Raw genomic sequence first — 17,577 nt, forward strand, 5'->3', positions numbered from 1 at the left:
GGAGACCAATATGCGTACGCTATCGATTATACTACCAAGCCTCATATTCATTCTACATAGTCACCTTACGTTAGCTGAAACAAAGAAAAACCCTTCCTCTTCCACTCAAAAGAAGCATGATCAACATATACAGCTCATTGATGCTAATGATTATGCTAAATTATTAATCAAAACCAATGAAAGCTGGAACGGAGCTTTATTACCCGATTATTCGGCACAAACACCTGAAATATCCGTTATCAAACTCACTGTCCCGCCAAAATCTCAACTCCCTGTCCATCAACATCCGTCAATCACTGTTGCCTATATACTCAAAGGGGAATTTACCGCCATCCTTGAAGATAACAGCAAAAAAATTGACCTTAAAGCGGGTGATGTGGATATAGAAGTCATTAACACTTGGCATTATGGCATCAATTATAGCGATGACCCCGCAGAAATACTCATCGTTTTTATTGGTACTGAAAGCACCCCTTTAACAATTAACAAATATAATGACAAACCTTAAGTCGATATAAAAACACCCAACTGTTTTCCAATCAATGAATTCATTTTATTAATCTCATAACACTCTATATAATGAGATTAGTTAATAATAAATCAAGTGATTACTATGGGTAAACAATTTAAAAAATTACATATACAGCATATTGATTTTATTAAACAACAAAAAATATTTTTTACGGGTACTGCCGCTGCTTCAGGTCGCGTTAATCTCTCCCCTAAAGGCGGTGATAGTTTCCGCATCATTCATGAAAATCAGGTCATATGGCAAAACTACACGGGCAGTGGTAATGAAACCGCCGCACATTTACACCAAGATCCACGCATGACCATCATGTTTTGTGCCTTTGAAGGTAATCCAATCATTCTGAGACTGTATGGTAAAGCCATTGTCATACATAAAAATGACGAGCAGTGGCAAGATTACTGTACTTTATTTCCAAGCAATACAGGCACAAGACAATTCTATCTCCTTGATATCGATATGGTGCAAACCTCTTGTGGTATGTCAGTGCCTTTCTTTGACTATAAAGAAGACCGTGAACATTTAACACGTTGGGCAGATGCTAAAGGAGAGGATGGGATCCATCAATATTGGAAAAACCGTAATCAATACAGTATCGATGATATGGAAACCCATATTGTCAAACTTGCAGGTCTCGACAATGTAGCCAATGAACCATAAACGATGAACACTGCCGATTATCTAAGATCATTAGAGGAAAAATCATGAAAATATCAATGACGCCCTTTTTAATCATATTCTACTTCTTTTGCAGTACTTATGCCTATGCCCATGACGTTCATGGTAAGCAACAAGGTATTGCTGTTGATGTCATCACAAAATCAGACACCAGTTGGGACGGTACACTTTTACCTCATTATGCAACAGGTCAACCTGAAATCACGATTTTAAAAATTACCGTTCAACCTGGTGCCACTTTACCTATACATGAACATCCCTATATTAATGCAGGCATACTCATGACAGGCGAGCTAACCGTTGTCAGAAAAGACAACGGTAAAACGCTCCACCTCAAAGCTGGCGATAGTATCACAGAGCTTGTTAATACCTGGCATTACGGTAAAAATGAGGGCAAGGTCCCTGCCGAAATCATCGTTTTTTATGCAGGGATAAAAGGAAAACCTATCACAATAATAGAAAAAGGCCAAAAAAAATAATTCCTTAATGACTATTTCCGCCTCTCATCATCGCTGTTTAAGCAATCAATGATGAGAGGTAAAATAAATCCCAGATCGACATCCTTAATACTTCAATTAATGCTGAAAAATATCAATCCTAGTGGGCTTTTTCATTTATTCACAGCTTACCTTTGCAGTAATAATGGATCAGAATATATTGCCACTTTAAAATGAAAACAACACAGATACACACAAAGAAAATGTAAAAAGCAGCAATACACACTGCAATATCTCATAAAAAATATTTTTTTATTTAAAAATCATGTGATTGATTAAAAAAACTTAACCATAAACCTTTCTAAGCATGATGTAATATTCTTGTGACTTATAGAAATATATCGTATCTTAAGATTGACTAAAATCAGCGAGCATTAACATGAAATGTTGGCTGTCGATATAAAAATGATAAAGTCACGATCAATATGTTTTTTAATCACTCAATAGTGATGACATTGATATAATAAGGTAACAGGAAGCCTTTTGGAGCCGTAATGAAAATATTAACATCCCCCTTTCAGCCTTTTACATTAAACCGTTTTTTCAGTGTCGCAATCAGTACACTGGCCTTACTTTCTTTCTCCTCGGCCCACGCAGACAATGACAACATCATTGGGCACCGTTATAACAATACAAATTATCAAGTGGAAGAAGCAAGTAAAATGTTCCCTGCTCCGATGAAAGGGATGACCCAACACATTCTTTATTTGCCGAAAAAACAAGATGAAGCCAATTATAGAATTGAATTTGAAATAGGACAAACTAAAGTTATTGATTGTAATAAACACAGCTTGATAGGAAAGATTAATCAACATTCAGTCAAAGGCTGGGGCTATAACTATTATCAAGTCGACTCAATAGCACCAGGACCCAGCACAATGAGAGCTTGTATGAAATTTGATAAAAAAGAGGCATTTGTACGCCTACCTAGCGATTTAATGTTGCGCTATAATAGCCGTGTTCCTTTTGTATTTTATTTACCTGAAAAAGCAGAATTACGCTATCGAGTCTGGGAAGCACAAAGTCCTTTTCAAATGACAAAATAGTGTTAATGACAATGAATATACCCGTGATACTTGAAGATGCAGGATTCAGCTGGAATTAAAAGCCTTTTAGGCAAGGCTTTGAACAGCGTGCCTAGTCATTCTAAGCTAATGTTCAATAACGCAGTATAAAAGGCTTTTAAAACAGCCCTTTGGGAGTCTGTAAAAGCACCTACATCGAAGTTGTATCACCTTAAAAGGCAATAAGCATTTTGGCAATAATACGCCTTGAATTAGGCACTTTTACAGGCTCTGAAAACATGCATCTTCAAGTATCACGGGTATAAATCAAAAAAAGGAAGCATAGCTTCCTTTTTTTGATCCGTTATGGGATTACAATCCTGCTAATGCTTCTTTGCAAAGCAAGGTGATCTTATTCCAATCTCCAGCAGCCATGGCATCAGTTGGCGCAATCCAACTCCCTCCAATACAATCCACATTGGGCAAAGCCAAGTATTTCTTGTAAGAGTCTGGTGATATTCCCCCCGTAGGACAAAAACGAATATTCGCCAAAGGGCCAGAAAATGCTTTCAATGCATTAACGCCACCTGATGCTTCTGCTGGAAAAAATTTAAAATGAGTATAACCCAATTCCATTCCTGCCATCACTTCCGAAATACTGGCCACACCAGGAATTAATGGCACCGTCCCCGACATCGCCGCTTTTAATAATTCAGGAGTCGCACCAGGGGTGATCACAAACTGAGCACCAGCTTCTACCGCTTGATTTAACTGCTCTTCATTTAATACTGTACCCGCACCAACATAAGCTTCTGGTACTTCTTTGGCAATTTTTGCTATTGCTTCAAGTGCACAAGCGGTTCGTAAAGTCACTTCTAGGACCTTAATTCCCCCCGCCACGAGCGCTTTTGCTAAAGGCACGGCATCTTCAATCTTATTGATCACCATCACAGGAACAATAGGACTGCATTTAAAAATATCTTGTGACTGAATAGACCAATTATTCTCAAGCATGGAGTTATTCTTCCTAATTTTAATATTTTTCATCAATGGCTTGGGTACAGCGAGCACCCGTTTCGGGGCTACTTAAATTCGACCGTAGCGCACCAAATAATTCACGCCCCATACCGTAGCTTGAAGGTTGTAAATTAACCGCTTCAGCCACTCGAGCATTTAACACTGTCTCATCGACCAATAAACTCAGTTCACCGGTTAATGCATTTAAGCGGATCATATCCCCTTGTTGCACTTTCGCAATCAAACCACCATCTAATGCTTCTGGCGTCAAGTGAATAGCCGCAGGCACCTTACCCGATGCACCGGACATTCGACCATCCGTTAACAGTGCAACTTTAAACCCTTTATCTTGCAAACTGCCTAAAATAGGCGTCAATTTATGCAGCTCAGGCATACCAATGGCTTTAGGCCCTTGTCCTTTAACCACCACCACACAATCTTTGTCCAGTTCACCCGCTTTAAATAACGCGTCTAACTTGTTTTGATCATCAATCACTACAGCTGGCGCTTCGACGATCCTGTTTTCTTCTTGGACCGCCGAGACCTTTATCACCGCACGCCCCAAGTTCCCCTTCATGAGTTTTAACCCACCATTGACTTGAAAAGGTTCATTGACGCTGGTCAATACGGCCTTATCAAAGCTCTCTTTAGGCCCTTCGACCCAACGTAACTCACCGTCAATCAATTTAGGCTCTTGGGTATAACGTTTAAGACCAGGACCTGCTACTGTTTGTACATCATCATGTAATAAACCGGCCTCGAGTAACTCTTTAATTAATAGCGCCATACCGCCTGCAGCATGGAAATGATTAATATCTGCATGTCCATTAGGATAAACACGAGCCAGTAACGGCACCGCATCAGAAAGCTCTGAAAAATCATCCCAATTAATAATGATCCCTGCAGCACGGGCAATAGCGACGATATGCATGGTCAAATTGGTTGAACCACCCGTCGCTAATAGTGCGACAATCCCATTAACAATTGATTTTTCAGAAACTATGTGTCCGATAGGTGTATATTGAGAGCCCATTTCATTTAAACGACACACTTGTTTCGCCGCCGTTTTACTCAAAGCTTCTCTTAACGGATCGTCTGGATTAACAAAAGAAGAGCCTGGTAGTTGAAGCCCCATCACTTCTAACATCAACTGATTACTATTGGCTGTACCATAAAAAGTACAGGTTCCCGCACTATGATAAGAAGCAGATTCAGCCTCAAGTAACGCAGCGCGATCCACTTTACCTTGGGCAAATTGCTGTCTTATGCGTGCTTTTTCTTTATTGGGGATCCCTGATTTCATTGGACCAGCAGGCACAAACAACATAGGTAAATGCCCAAAGCTCAGTGCACCGATCAATAATCCCGGCACAATTTTATCACAGATCCCTAATAGCAACGCACCATCAAACATGTTATGAGAAAGGCCCACAGCCGTTGCCATAGCAATGACTTCTCGGCTCAATAGACTCAGTTCCATGCCAGGCTGACCTTGAGTGACCCCATCACACATTGCTGGTACACCGCCAGCCACTTGTGCAACACTGCCAATCTCCTGGCATGCCTTCTTCAACAAATCGGGGTAGACTTCATATGGTTGATGAGCAGATAACATGTCATTAAAAGCTGTCACAATACCAATATTGGCTTTATTCAGCTGTTTAATAGATGACTTATCATCAGGATTGCACGCAGCAAATCCATGGGCTAAATTCCCACAGCTCAGCGCACTACGGTGTACACCTTTTGTTTTTGCATCTTCTAATGCAGATAAATACTGGGCTCTGGAGACTTCACTACGCTTAATAATACGCTGAGTCACAGCTTCTATAACGGCTTGCATAATAACTCCTTAAGCACTCCAATAAACATCAACAGGGGTACTATTTTGACCCAAAACAGCGCGAATAGGCATTTCATCCACCGCTTTACTTGTTAATGCTTGGCGGTAAACAGACAATTTCTGTTCACCGACGATGTGCAAATAAATTTGGCGACTCGCCAAAATCGCAGATTTAGATAAAGTGATCCTTGCATTAGGTGCTGTTGTGGGATTAACCGCTACACAAAGATCGTCTGTTGCCAAGGCTTGCGCTAACTCAGCAGAACAAGGGAACCAAGAACAAGTATGCCCATCATTACCCATGCCCAAAATAACCACATCAAAAGGGCGAGAAAAATGAGCCAGCTGCTCCGTAGCCATTGCAGCGCCTTCTTCTGGAGTCGAAAACATATTCTTTAACCCCTGAAATTTTGCACTGGCGGCTTTATTGGTGAGTAAATGTTCTCTGACCAACTTTTCATTTGAATCAGCATGTTCATTATTCACCCAACGCTCATCAGCCAAGGTAATTTGAACCTTATTCCAATCAATACCGCGATGACTCAGTTGTTCAAACAAAGCCAAGGGAGTTGAGCCTCCCGATACCACAAGACTCGCCTGCCCTCGACTATCAACAGCTTCTTGTAGTTGATCGCCAATACGCTCAGCAAGCTGCTGCTCTAACGCGGCTTTATTATCAAAGGCTTTAAATACTGTTTCTTTAATCATGTTACTTTTTTCTCTATTCATCCCAAGAACGGCCGTCTTTTGCTATTAACGCAACAGATGCGACAGGCCCCCATGTCCCTGCAGGATAGGGTTTAGGTTTTTCACTACTACTTTCCCAAGCATTGATAATGCCATCGACCCAGCTCCATGCCTGCTCTACTTCATCACGACGAACAAATAATGCTTGATTCCCCAACATGGCTTCTAACAATAAACGCTCATAAGCATCGGCAATACGCTCTGTTTTAAACGTATCTGAAAAACTTAAATCTAGCTTAGCCGTTTGCAAACGTTGCTTTTGCTCCAATCCAGGTACTTTATTCATCATCTGAATTTCAACCCCTTCATGGGGCTGCAAACGAATAGTTAATTTATTGGGCGGCAAATTACGATAATTTGAGCGATATAAATTATGAGGTGGGTTCTTAAAATAGACGACAATTTCAGAGCTTTTAAATGGCATCCGCTTACCACTTCTCAAGTAAAAGGGGACCCCAGCCCAACGCCAATTATCAATATCGACTCTTAATGCGACAAAGGTTTCGGTGTTAGAATTAACATTTGCCCCTTCTTCTTCTAAATAACCCGGTGCAGGCGAGCCTTTCAAAAAGCCTGATGAATACTGGCCCCGAACCGTATTTTCAAAAATATTGTCTTCATTGATGGGCCGCAATGACTTCAGAACTTTCACTTTTTCATCACGAATACTGTCCGCGTCTAAATTCACTGGCGGATCCATCGCCACCAAGGTCAATACTTGTAATAAATGATTTTGGATCATATCGCGCATTTGACCCGCTTTATCAAAGTAACCCCAACGCCCTTCAATGCCCACTTCTTCGGCGACAGAAATCTGCACATGATCGATTGTACGATTATCCCATTTTGACGCAAATAAAGAGTTGGCAAATCGCAGCGCAATCAAGTTTTGCACCGTTTCTTTACCTAAATAGTGGTCAATGCGATAAATTTGTTCTTCATTAAAATGAGCCGAAACTTGATCATTAATGATTTTAGAAGAAGCAAGATCTGAACCAATAGGCTTTTCAAGGACAACACGAGTATCAGGATAAATAAGCTTTTGTTCGTTCAAACAACGGCAGATATCACCAAAAATAGCCGGAGGGGTAGCAAAATAGCACACTGTTGCCCGTTTTTTAGGTTCAAGTACCGTATGAAAAGCCTTATAGCCTTTCGACTCAGTAAAATTGGTCCCAATATAATGACAACGTTCAAGAAAGCGATTTAATGTATCAGAACAGATTTCTTCTTTAACAAAAGTGATTAATGCCGTTTCAACTAAGGCACGGTATTCTTCTAAAGTGAAATTATCTTTAGCGACACCGAGAATCTTAGTGTCTTCATTAAGCAATTGAGCTTTATCTAATTGATATAAAGAAGGCAATAATTTTCGCTTTGCTAAATCCCCTTTTGTTCCAAAAAGAACAAAATCGCAGGCTTTGGCTTCTGTTGTTATACCCATCGAGACGTCATCTCCTATCATTACAGTGTCCCGCCTAAGAAAGACAAGAATTCACACATTTGTTGTAATATAACAACAGAACTCAATAATTGCATCTAAATTTTGTAAATTATCGCCTTTTACACTCACTAGTCAGACGTCTACAATATCTGTTATGCTTTCGTGATAAAATTACTATATTTACTAGATACTTTTATACTTTCACTAGTATAATTTATTGTAACGCTCTACGCTGTGTTATAGAACAAAAAATAACCATCATAGAAAGTATAAATAAAACTACATTCCTTCTGAGTGGACATATCAATATGAATACCCTAGAAAAGGTACAAAAAAGTCTGACACACTTTAGTAAATCTGAACGTAAAGTCGCCGAAGTGATCCTCGCTTCACCTCAAACGGCTATCCACTCAAGTATCGCCACACTCGCAAAAATGGCCGATGTCAGCGAGCCCACCGTTAACCGTTTTTGTCGCCGATTGGATACCAAAGGCTTTCCTGATTTCAAATTACATTTAGCCCAAAGTCTTGCTAACGGGACGCCTTATGTCAGTCGACATGTTGAAGAAGATGACAGCCCTGATTCCTATACCACTAAGATATTTGAATCATCAATGGCCTCATTAGATACAGCAAGGCAAAGTATCGACACTGCCGCAATCAACAAGGCTGTTGATATTCTCACCCAAGCCAAGAAAATTTCTTTTTTCGGTTTAGGCGCCTCCGCTTCTGTCGCCCATGATGCACAAAATAAATTCTTTCGCTTTAACGTTCCCGTTATTTGTTTTGATGATGTGCTCATGCAACGCATGAGCTGTATCAATAGTAATGATGGTGATGTTGTGGTATTAATCTCCCACACAGGAAGAACTAAATCATTGATAGATATTGCAAAGTTAGCTAGAGAAAATGGCGCGGCAGTGATAGGTATCACCGCAAGACATTCTCCTTTATCCAATGTTTGCACACTGCCAGTGACCATGGAAGTGCCTGAAGACACCGATATGTATCTTCCAATGGCTTCTAGGCTCGCACAGCTTGTCATTATTGATGTGTTAGCCACTGGATTCACTTTACGTCGTGGTCCTCGTTTTCGTGAAAACTTAAAGCGCGTTAAAGCCGTTTTAAAAGAATCTCGCATCGATAAAGATCCCATTCTGTAACTGACTTTCTTAATTATTTTAGCCGTCCTCATGTTATGAAGCGGCTTAAATAAGATAATTACCCCAATTCTGTCTTAAAAGCATTATCTTTTATCTAGCAAAATCTTGTAATTTTCCTACAAAAAACGTCAATGTCTGGTATTATAGTATAGTAATAGCGTTCCAGAATTTAACCTTTAACGGAGTATGATATGTTCCGCAGAACAAAAATCGTCACCACATTAGGCCCAGCAACTGATCGTGACGATAACTTACGTCGCATCATCGCAGCAGGCGCCAATGTTGTTCGTCTTAACTTTTCTCACGGCTCAGCAGAAGATCACTTGAAACGGGCTAATGATGCAAGAGCAATTGCTAACGAGTTAGGTGTTCATGTGGCGATCTTAGGCGATTTACAAGGGCCTAAAATTCGTGTTTCAACCTTTAAAGACAACAAAAAAGTACAGTTGAAACTTGGACAAGCTTATATTCTTGATGCCGACTTAGGTAAAGGTGAAGGAGATGAACATCAAGTTGGTATCGACTACAAAGCCTTACCAAAAGATGTCAGCATCAATGATATTTTAATGCTCGATGATGGTCGCGTACAATTAAAGGTTGAACGTGTTGAAGGTAACAAAGTCCATACCAGCGTCACCGTTGCAGGTCCTTTGTCAAATAATAAAGGGATTAATAAACAAGGCGGTGGCTTATCCGCTGAAGCCCTCACAGAAAAAGACAAGCAAGACATTATTACTGCTGCAGCCATTAATGTCGATTATCTGGCCGTTTCATTTCCACGCAGTGGCGCCGATCTGAACTATGCTCGCTCTTTAGCTCTTGAGGCTGGAAGCAAGGCACTTATCGTTTCTAAAGTCGAACGCGCTGAAGCCGTAGCAACCGATGAAGCAATGGACGATGTCATTAAAGCATCTGATGCTGTTATGGTCGCTCGAGGTGATTTAGGCGTAGAAATCGGCGATCCAGCATTAGTGGCTGTACAAAAAAGACTCATCAGTCGCTCTCGTCAATTAAATAAACCGGTTATCACTGCGACGCAGATGATGGAGTCCATGATAAGCAGTCCAATGCCAACACGTGCAGAAGTCATGGATGTCGCCAACGCTGTCCTTGATGGCACAGATGCGGTCATGTTATCAGCTGAAACTGCTGCAGGGGATTTCCCAGAGGAAACCGTTAAGGCTATGTCAGATGTCTGTTTAGGCGCTGAGTCACACCCCAGTGTACAAGTTTCTAAGCATAGAATTGATCAACAGTTTAGTACAGTTGAAGAAACCATTGCCCTATCCACTATGTATGCAGCCAACCATTTGGACAGTGTTAAGGCCATTATTGCACTAACCGAATCTGGCGCAACACCACAATTGATGTCACGGATCAGCTCTTCGCTCCCGATTTATTCTTTATCGCGTCATCAAAGCACGCTAGCCAAAATGGCTTTATACCGTGGTGTACAACCTTTCTATTTTGATTCAACACAATATTCTGCTGAAAGTTTACCACAAGAAGCCTTAGCCGCATTATCACAGGCTGGCTATTTACAAAGTGGTGACATGGTATTAATGACTAAAGGTGATGCCATGGAAACCATTGGCGGCACGAATACTTGTAAGATCTTAATCGTGGCTTAACTCATTTCCCACAAACTAAAAAAGGGACGCGCTAGCGTCCCTTTTTTATCGTACTTAATAAACCCTATAACGACTCAAAATCATCAACCGAAATCGCGATTAGCCTTAACTTATCAGCCTCCACCAAGGTGTTATATTCATCAGCAGAAATAATTCCTGCATCCAAGGCTGCAGTAAATAAAGGTACAGGCGCCATTTTTGGCTGTAATTGACCCGCTCTTTGTGCCTGTTTCAATTTTTTGTATAAACCTTTACAAGCATATTGAGCTAAAAACGCTTGTTCAACATCGGCAATGCCCCCTGAATCACCTTCTAGATCGGGACATAAAAATGTTAACCTATCTCTTGCAGGACCTGGTTTACTCATGCTTTGTGCAAGATCAACAGACAATTTATCACTGGGCGCCTTAAAACGATTACCCAGAGGAAAAATAACAACGCGCAATAATATCGCTACAGCTTTATTGGGGAAGTTACGAATAGCTTCATGTAAAGCGTTTGAAGCAAGCTGTAAACGTGTCGCCATTACATGCCTAACAGCGGGTAAGTCATCAAACTGTCGGCCATTATCTTCAAACATCTTCAGAGTTGCTGATGCTAAATAAAGTTGACTAAGGACATCGCCCAAACGCGCCGATAACATTTCTCTGCGTTTCAAGTCTCCCCCCATAACCAACATGGATAAATCCGTCATAAACGCTAAAGCAGATGATAAACGTGTCATGTCTTTATAATATTGCTTAGTTTCTCCACTAACAGGTGCTGCCGCTAGACGGCTACCTGTTAATGCATGACCAAAGGCACTCAATGCATTGCGAGCAGCATACCCCATGTGCCCAAGTAAAAGTGCATCAAAACGAGCTAGTCCATCTTTTTCATTTTCCATGGACGCCGCTTCCATTTCGGCCAGCACATAAGGGTGGCATCGTGTTGCACCCTGACCAAAAATCATCAAGCTTCGCGTTAAAATATTCGCACCTTCAACGGTAATCGAAATGGGTATTGACATATAGCCTTGCCCTAGATAGTTTTTAGGGCCAAGTTGGATCCCTTTTCCCGACTGAATATCCATTGCATCATCAACCACTTGACGGCCCAGCTCTGTCATGTGGTATTTAGCCATTGCGGTAACAACGGAAGGCTTCACCTTTAAATCGATACCTGTTGTAGTTAAACGCCGTGCAGCTTCCAGTTGATAAGTATTGGCAATGATCCGTGCTAACGCTTCTTGTACACCTTCAAATTGACCAATAGATAAACCAAACTGTTGACGTACGTAGCTGTATGCTGTTGTCGTTTTCGTCGCCATATGCCCCGATGCACTAGACAATGCAGGTAAAGAAATGCCACGACCTGCCGATAGGCATTCAACCAACATACGCCAGCCACGACCGGCATATAACGGTCCACCAATAATCCAATCCAGCGGAATAAAAACATCTTCGCCTGAAGTCGTGCCATTCATGAATGCGGTGTTTAATGGATTATGGCGACGACCAATATTGACACCTGAATGGTCAGTTGGAATAAGTGCACAGGTGATCCCAATACTGTCAACATCACCTAATAGCCCATCAGGATCACGCATTTGAAAAGCCAGTCCCAACACAGTAGCAACGGGGGCTAGCGTAATATACCGTTTATTCCAAGTTAACTTTAACCCGATGACTTCTTCCCCATTCCATTGCTGACGGCAAACAATGCCTTCATCAGGAATAGCCCCCGCATCAGAACCCGCTTCAGGACCTGTTAACGCAAAACAAGGGATCGCTTTACCACTGGCTAAATCGGGTAACCACTGATCTTTTTGCTCTGTTGTACCATAATGAGTCAACAATTCACCTGGACCTAATGAATTTGGTACCATCACCGTCACTGCAGCACTGACACTGCGACTGGCAATCTTACTCACAATGGTCGAATTGGCATAAGCCGAAAATGCTTTCCCCCCATATTGTTTAGGAATGATTAACGCAAAAAAACCTTCTTTTTTAAAATAGTCCCAAAGCTCTGGCGGTAAATCCTTTCTATTTTGAACGATATCATGATCATCTATCATTCCTAAAGCTGTCGTCACTTGATTATCAATGAAGGCTTGCTCTTCACTGGTTAAACTGGGTTTACCGTAGCCATGGAGAGTATTCCAATCAGGTTTCCCCTGAAATAGCTCCCCTTCCCACCACACATCGCCCGCTTCCATGGCCTCTTTTTCAGTATTTGACAAAGGCGGTAACACCTTTTTAAAAAATGAAAATGCCGGCTTAGTTAACAGTGCCATACGCGTGCTTTTTACACTAAAAAGCACGACCACCACCACAAGTAAAAATAATATAAAAAATGCCATCAATACAATACCTTGTTAAATTAACCCACCGGTGCTGACACGCCAGCAGAAAGATACGGGATCACTTTGCGGATCACCGCTTCAATATCATTATGCTCATCAAAATCTGCCGCGGCTATTTCTGTTAACGCGTCAGCTGATGCCATAGTGAAAACCACTGTCCCGAGTGTAAAGTGTAATCGCCAAAACATTTCAGCGGCAGGAATTTCCGGCGCACTGTTTGCCACTGCATGGACAAACTGCTTTAAATATTGCCCATAATGGGTCGTAATAAACCAACGAAGATGCCCTTGGCTTTCAATATACCCCCGACCCAATAGTTGCAAAAAGATAAGAGTACCCTCTGCACGAACATGATCCAGATCTAATAAAGGCGACACTAAACTTGAAAAAATATCATCTAAACTCGCGCATTCTTTCTGCTCTTTTACCTGTATAATCGCGGTCGCTGCAGCAGGCATAAACACATCCATATAACGCGCGAGAACCGCTCGAATCAACTCTTTTTTGGAGCCAAAATGATAATTCACTGATGCTAAATTAACCTCAGCCTTACTGGTGATCAGTCGTAATGAGGTTTCAGAAAACCCTCTTTCTGCAAATAGCTTCTCAGCTGAATCCAGAATTTTTGTTTTAGTATCGGATTGGTTTGCCATTCCGTGATCCTAATTCTTAAGTTAATGATTTAAACACTCGTTTAAATTAAACACTCGTTCACTTTTTGTCAAATAGATTTCACTTCAATAGCGCCACTTTTCCATTGTTTCAAACTTAAATAACAAGGATTTTTTTTCTTCAGCTGTTTTATTGAAACAAAATAGGTAAAATGCAAACACAAAAATAACAAAAGGATGAAATTGATGAATCTATTTCTATCAAGACAATCATGTCTACCGGCTACTATAGCAATGATACTGGGATTATCTGCCTGTAGTGATCCCCAAAAGAACAATCAAGAAAATACACAAGAAAATAAACAAAAATCAAACATAACAGCAGAAGCCTTTATCAATGATGCAGAAAACCGATTAAGTCAATTATCGATTGAGCAAAACCGCGCTGAATGGATATACAATAATTTTATTACCTATGACACCGCCCAACTTGCCGCCAAAGTCGGTGAAGAAAGAACGGCTACATCAGTCAGGTTAGCCACGCAAGCGGCGCAATATGATCAAACCTCTTTAAGTGATAAAGATAAAAGAAAGCTCAATATACTACGTAGTTCTTTAGTGCTTCCCGCACCATTGGATCCGAGTAAAAATGCCGAACTTGCTCAACTTAATGCCGAGTTGAATGGTTTATATGGAAAAGGGAAATACTGTTTAAAAGATGGCCAATGTCTGACGCAACCTGAACTATCGGTCATCATGGCCGAATCAAAAGATCCCGCTTTATTGCTTGAAGTGTGGCAAGGTTGGCGTGAAATTGCCAAACCCATGCGGCCCTTATTTGAAAAAGAAGTCGCATTAGCAAATGAAGGAGCAAATGATCTCGGCTATAAAGATCTTTCTGAACTTTGGCGTAGTCAATATGATATGAAACCTGAAGATTTCTCCAAAGAACTCGATAACCTCTGGACACAAGTCAAACCGTTATATGATTCATTGCATTGTTATGTCAGAGGGGAATTAAATGAAGAGTATGGTGATACCATTGCTCCAGCAAATGGGCCTATTCCTGCTCACTTATTAGGAAATATGTGGGCACAAAGTTGGGGGAATATTTATGACACTGTTGCACCCGCTGACGCCGATCCCGGTTATGACATCACTCAGCTATTACGCAACCAAAATTACACTGAAATACAAATGGTTGAACAAGCAGAAAACTTTTTCTCTTCCCTTGGTTTTGCTCCGCTACCAGACACTTTTTGGGAACGCTCTCTTTTCACTCAGCCAGAAGACAGAGATGTGGTTTGTCATGCATCGGCTTGGGATCTTGACGATCTTGACGATATCCGCATCAAAATGTGTATTCAAAAAGATGCTGACGACTTCATCACTATTCATCATGAGTTAGGCCATAACTATTACCAACGTGCCTATAAAGAACAGCCTTTTATCTTCAAAAACAGTGCTAATGACGGTTTCCATGAAGCCATTGGTGATACTGTCGCCTTATCAATTACTCCCAGTTACTTACAACAAATAGGGTTATTAGATACCGTACCAGATGCGTCTAAAGATATTGGCTTACTTCTAAAACAAGCGTTAGATAAAGTCGCTTTTCTTCCTTTTGGGTTAATGATTGATCAATGGCGCTGGAAAGTCTTTAGTGGTGAAATTCCCCCTGAGGAATATAACCAATCTTGGTGGGAATTAAGAGAAAAATACCAAGGCGTTAAAGCACCTGTTGAGCGTAATGAAACCGACTTTGACCCAGGAGCTAAATACCATGTACCCGCAAATGTACCTTATACTCGCTATTTTTTAGCCCATATTTTACAATTCCAGTTTCATCAAGCACTTTGTGAAATGACACAAAATACGGGCCCAATCCACCGTTGCAGTATTTATGGCAATAAAGAAGCAGGCGCAAAATTAAATACCATGTTAGAAATGGGGCAAAGTCAACCTTGGCCGAAAGCGCTTGCCGTTGTGACTGGCAGTCAAAAAATGGATGCCAATGCTGTATTAGACTATTTTGCTCCTTTACAGGTTTGGTTAAATGAACAAAATAAGCAAGCCAATCGTCAATGTGGCTGGTAACGCCGTAGGCAAAAGCTCTTTCATCTATTAAGGTGATGGAACATATAAAAACGCCTTTTTTATAAGGCGTTTTATTCGCTTAATCACCTTCTTACATATTTTGTAAAGATCAATTGCTGTCATTACTACTGGGTAAGTATTATAGTTAGATTTGGCATGATAAGAGCCTAAATGAATATTATGAAATCATCACATATATTAAGCACCTTTTTACTATCATTCACATTGACTTGCACTTCTTCAAGCTTCGCTATTGATGATGATAATGCCATGCTTAACCATATTTACCATCACTTTAACAAAGCATTCAACACGCTCGACCCTCAAGAAATGCTTTTTATTTATACTCAAGATGCCTCTTATATTTCAAATAATCAAAATAAGAAAATATTGTTAGGCCGTAAAGAAATTCTCGAGCAATATCGTGCATTTTTTAAAAAAATTAACGATAAAAAAGCCAATATCGACGTTGATTTTAGGATTATACAAAGACATGTAGAAGGCAAAAGTGCTACCGATATAGGCTATTATCTCATTCGATATTACCCTGACAGCGGTGACGAAGAACCTATCAGCGAATTTGCTGGCAAATTTGTCGGCGTTTCTAAAAAATACCCCAACGGGCATTGGTATCTTGTCGTAGAAACCAATAATAAAGCTGATACCGCCTTTTATTATAATGCCAAACCTCAACCCAACTTGTATTATGGTCGCCAATTTACTCCAATAAACTCGGAACCTACCACTACCTATGAATGAATCGGCTTCTTACGAGCATTCCCTTTTATGTCCTTGTGGCTCAAAAAAAACCTATTTGCAGTGCTGCTATCTTTCTCATCAAGATCACAGTCAAGCTCGCTCACCAGAACAACTAATGCGCTCTCGATATAGTGCTTACTCACTCAAACATTTCAATTATATCATTGCGACTCAGCATCCTGATTTTAGACGCCATTTAACAGTAGAACAGCTTGCCAAGGAGCCCCAATCACAATGGTTAGGTTTAGCAGTCTTAAGCTGTGAGCAACAAGCCTTAAAAGGCACTGTGACGTTTAAAGCTTGGTACAAACAAGATAAAAAAATTGATGTCATTTACGAATGTTCTAACTTTATATTAGAAAACAACCTTTGGTACTATACTGATGGTAAGCAGATGCAATGTACATTACCCAAGCGTAATGAAAGTTGTGTTTGTCAAAGTGGCAAAAAGTTTAAACATTGTTGTATGCCCTGAACAATCTAAAAATTATTGCACTCAAAATAATACAAAGCAGGCTTCAAATTAAGCCTGCAATAATACTTGACTCATTTGACGCTGGGTCGTTAATTGTTCAATGAATGTCGTCGCCTTAGGCTCAATGTTGTTATCTTCTCCTTGAACTCGCGCTTGAGTATGATAATCACAATTATTCATTACACTATATAGTGCAGCACCTTGGCCTCTTCGGATCACTAAAGCTTCTTGCATTAATCCATCTTGTAATCGAAATCCCGTTGTTCCCGAGACATGAAAAGAGCCGCTATTGTTCACTATCGGCCCAGCCATATTGAGATCAGCCACTAATAATTGCTTAGGAGGCAAATTAAACTCCGCTCTATCATCTTGCTCTGTGGCAGATGGCTTAATGTGAAATTGAGCCATATCTTGTTGTTCTGCTGACAAAAGTGCTAACAATAATCCAAACTCTCCTCTTCGATTATTCCCAACAGCCAAATTAAGACGAGAACCTAAAGTTAACTCATTCACTAACGAAATTGCATTTTGCATAAAAAAAAACCACCAAAACAAGCTGTTGATAGTTAATCGACCACTTGAACCAATACTTTAGTGATTATTTAAAATAGCGCTTTACATCATAAAAAAATCTGACTACTATTGCCGCCGCAATTGAGGAGGGGTTCCCGAGTGGCCAAAGGGATCAGACTGTAAATCTGACGGCTCAGCCTTCGAAGGTTCGAATCCTTCTCC

At 40.6% G+C, this 17,577-nt stretch carries 16 protein-coding genes; 9 read left to right on the top strand and 7 right to left on the bottom strand.

Annotated elements, in window-relative coordinates; translation table 11 throughout:
• The first annotated feature begins 10 nt into the window (after positions 1 to 10).
• The 4 genes from Q0779_RS21400 to eco all read left to right on the top strand — a co-directional run bounded on the left by Q0779_RS21400 (position 11) and on the right by eco (position 2,750).
• Positions 11 to 508: a cupin domain-containing protein gene (locus Q0779_RS21400; protein ID WP_298775846.1), complete on the top strand. Its 498-nt coding sequence runs from the start codon at positions 11 to 13 to the stop codon at positions 506 to 508.
• Between the two features lie 105 nt (positions 509 to 613).
• Positions 614 to 1,189 carry a pyridoxamine 5'-phosphate oxidase family protein gene (locus tag Q0779_RS21405; protein WP_298775849.1) on the top strand — a complete coding sequence of 192 codons (576 nt, stop codon included), beginning with the start codon at positions 614 to 616 and terminating at the stop codon, positions 1,187 to 1,189.
• A 44-nt stretch (positions 1,190 to 1,233) separates the two neighbouring features.
• Positions 1,234 to 1,686, top strand: a complete 453-nt coding sequence (locus Q0779_RS21410) for a cupin domain-containing protein (RefSeq protein ID WP_298775851.1) — start codon at positions 1,234 to 1,236, stop codon at positions 1,684 to 1,686.
• Positions 1,687 to 2,198: 512 nt separating this feature from the next.
• Positions 2,199 to 2,750: a serine protease inhibitor ecotin gene (gene eco, locus Q0779_RS21415; protein ID WP_298775853.1), complete on the top strand. Its 552-nt coding sequence runs from the start codon at positions 2,199 to 2,201 to the stop codon at positions 2,748 to 2,750.
• 330 nt (positions 2,751 to 3,080) lie between these two features.
• Here the strand turns inward: eco and Q0779_RS21420 are convergent, their stop codons facing one another.
• The 4 genes from Q0779_RS21420 to zwf are packed head-to-tail and all read right to left on the bottom strand — an operon-like array spanning position 3,081 to position 7,759.
• Complete coding sequence (locus tag Q0779_RS21420) at positions 3,081 to 3,722, bottom strand: bifunctional 4-hydroxy-2-oxoglutarate aldolase/2-dehydro-3-deoxy-phosphogluconate aldolase (protein WP_298775855.1); 642 nt, start codon at positions 3,720 to 3,722, stop codon at positions 3,081 to 3,083.
• A gap of 19 nt (positions 3,723 to 3,741) precedes the next feature.
• Positions 3,742 to 5,568 carry a phosphogluconate dehydratase gene (edd, locus tag Q0779_RS21425; protein ID WP_298775856.1) on the bottom strand — a complete coding sequence of 609 codons (1,827 nt, stop codon included), beginning with the start codon at positions 5,566 to 5,568 and terminating at the stop codon, positions 3,742 to 3,744.
• A gap of 9 nt (positions 5,569 to 5,577) precedes the next feature.
• Complete coding sequence (gene pgl / locus Q0779_RS21430; protein WP_298775858.1) at positions 5,578 to 6,276, bottom strand: 6-phosphogluconolactonase; 699 nt, start codon at positions 6,274 to 6,276, stop codon at positions 5,578 to 5,580.
• A gap of 13 nt (positions 6,277 to 6,289) precedes the next feature.
• The gene (zwf, locus tag Q0779_RS21435; protein WP_298775859.1) at positions 6,290 to 7,759 is read right to left on the bottom strand and encodes a glucose-6-phosphate dehydrogenase; all 1,470 of its coding nucleotides are present in this window, start codon (positions 7,757 to 7,759) and stop codon (positions 6,290 to 6,292) included.
• 308 nt (positions 7,760 to 8,067) lie between these two features.
• Between zwf and Q0779_RS21440 the strand changes: the two genes are divergently transcribed.
• Together Q0779_RS21440 and pyk are read left to right on the top strand one after the other, a co-directional pair.
• Entirely contained in the window at positions 8,068 to 8,922 is an 855-nt protein-coding gene (locus Q0779_RS21440; RefSeq protein ID WP_298775860.1) for a MurR/RpiR family transcriptional regulator, read from the top strand.
• Positions 8,923 to 9,113: 191 nt separating this feature from the next.
• A complete protein-coding gene (pyk, locus tag Q0779_RS21445) occupies positions 9,114 to 10,553 on the top strand; it encodes a pyruvate kinase (RefSeq protein ID WP_298775862.1) in 1,440 nt (479 codons plus the stop codon).
• Between the two features lie 64 nt (positions 10,554 to 10,617).
• On the opposite strand, the gene Q0779_RS21450 is transcribed toward pyk, so the two are convergent.
• Both Q0779_RS21450 and Q0779_RS21455 read right to left on the bottom strand, forming a co-directional pair.
• Positions 10,618 to 12,897: an acyl-CoA dehydrogenase gene (locus Q0779_RS21450; protein WP_298775863.1), complete on the bottom strand. Its 2,280-nt coding sequence runs from the start codon at positions 12,895 to 12,897 to the stop codon at positions 10,618 to 10,620.
• 20 nt (positions 12,898 to 12,917) lie between these two features.
• Positions 12,918 to 13,553 (bottom strand): TetR/AcrR family transcriptional regulator, encoded by a 636-nt coding sequence (locus Q0779_RS21455; RefSeq protein WP_298775866.1) that lies wholly within the window; start codon positions 13,551 to 13,553, stop codon positions 12,918 to 12,920.
• A gap of 204 nt (positions 13,554 to 13,757) precedes the next feature.
• Between Q0779_RS21455 and Q0779_RS21460 the strand changes: the two genes are divergently transcribed.
• The 3 genes from Q0779_RS21460 to Q0779_RS21470 all read left to right on the top strand — a co-directional run bounded on the left by Q0779_RS21460 (position 13,758) and on the right by Q0779_RS21470 (position 16,842).
• On the top strand, positions 13,758 to 15,608 hold the full coding sequence (locus tag Q0779_RS21460) for a M2 family metallopeptidase (protein WP_298775867.1): 1,851 nt from the start codon (positions 13,758 to 13,760) through the stop codon (positions 15,606 to 15,608).
• 171 nt (positions 15,609 to 15,779) lie between these two features.
• Positions 15,780 to 16,367 (top strand): DUF4440 domain-containing protein, encoded by a 588-nt coding sequence (locus tag Q0779_RS21465; protein ID WP_298775868.1) that lies wholly within the window; start codon positions 15,780 to 15,782, stop codon positions 16,365 to 16,367.
• Positions 16,360 to 16,842 carry a YchJ family protein gene (locus tag Q0779_RS21470; RefSeq protein ID WP_298775870.1) on the top strand — a complete coding sequence of 161 codons (483 nt, stop codon included), beginning with the start codon at positions 16,360 to 16,362 and terminating at the stop codon, positions 16,840 to 16,842. Before Q0779_RS21465 ends, Q0779_RS21470 begins: the two co-directional genes overlap by 8 nt.
• A gap of 48 nt (positions 16,843 to 16,890) precedes the next feature.
• On the opposite strand, the gene Q0779_RS21475 is transcribed toward Q0779_RS21470, so the two are convergent.
• Entirely contained in the window at positions 16,891 to 17,376 is a 486-nt protein-coding gene (locus Q0779_RS21475; RefSeq protein WP_298775872.1) for a VC2046/SO_2500 family protein, read from the bottom strand.
• Between the last annotated feature and the right edge of the window lie 201 nt (positions 17,377 to 17,577).

It is taken from the genome of uncultured Shewanella sp., from assembly GCF_947491715.1.
In the GTDB taxonomy this organism is placed as follows: Bacteria; Pseudomonadota; Gammaproteobacteria; order Enterobacterales; family Shewanellaceae; genus Shewanella.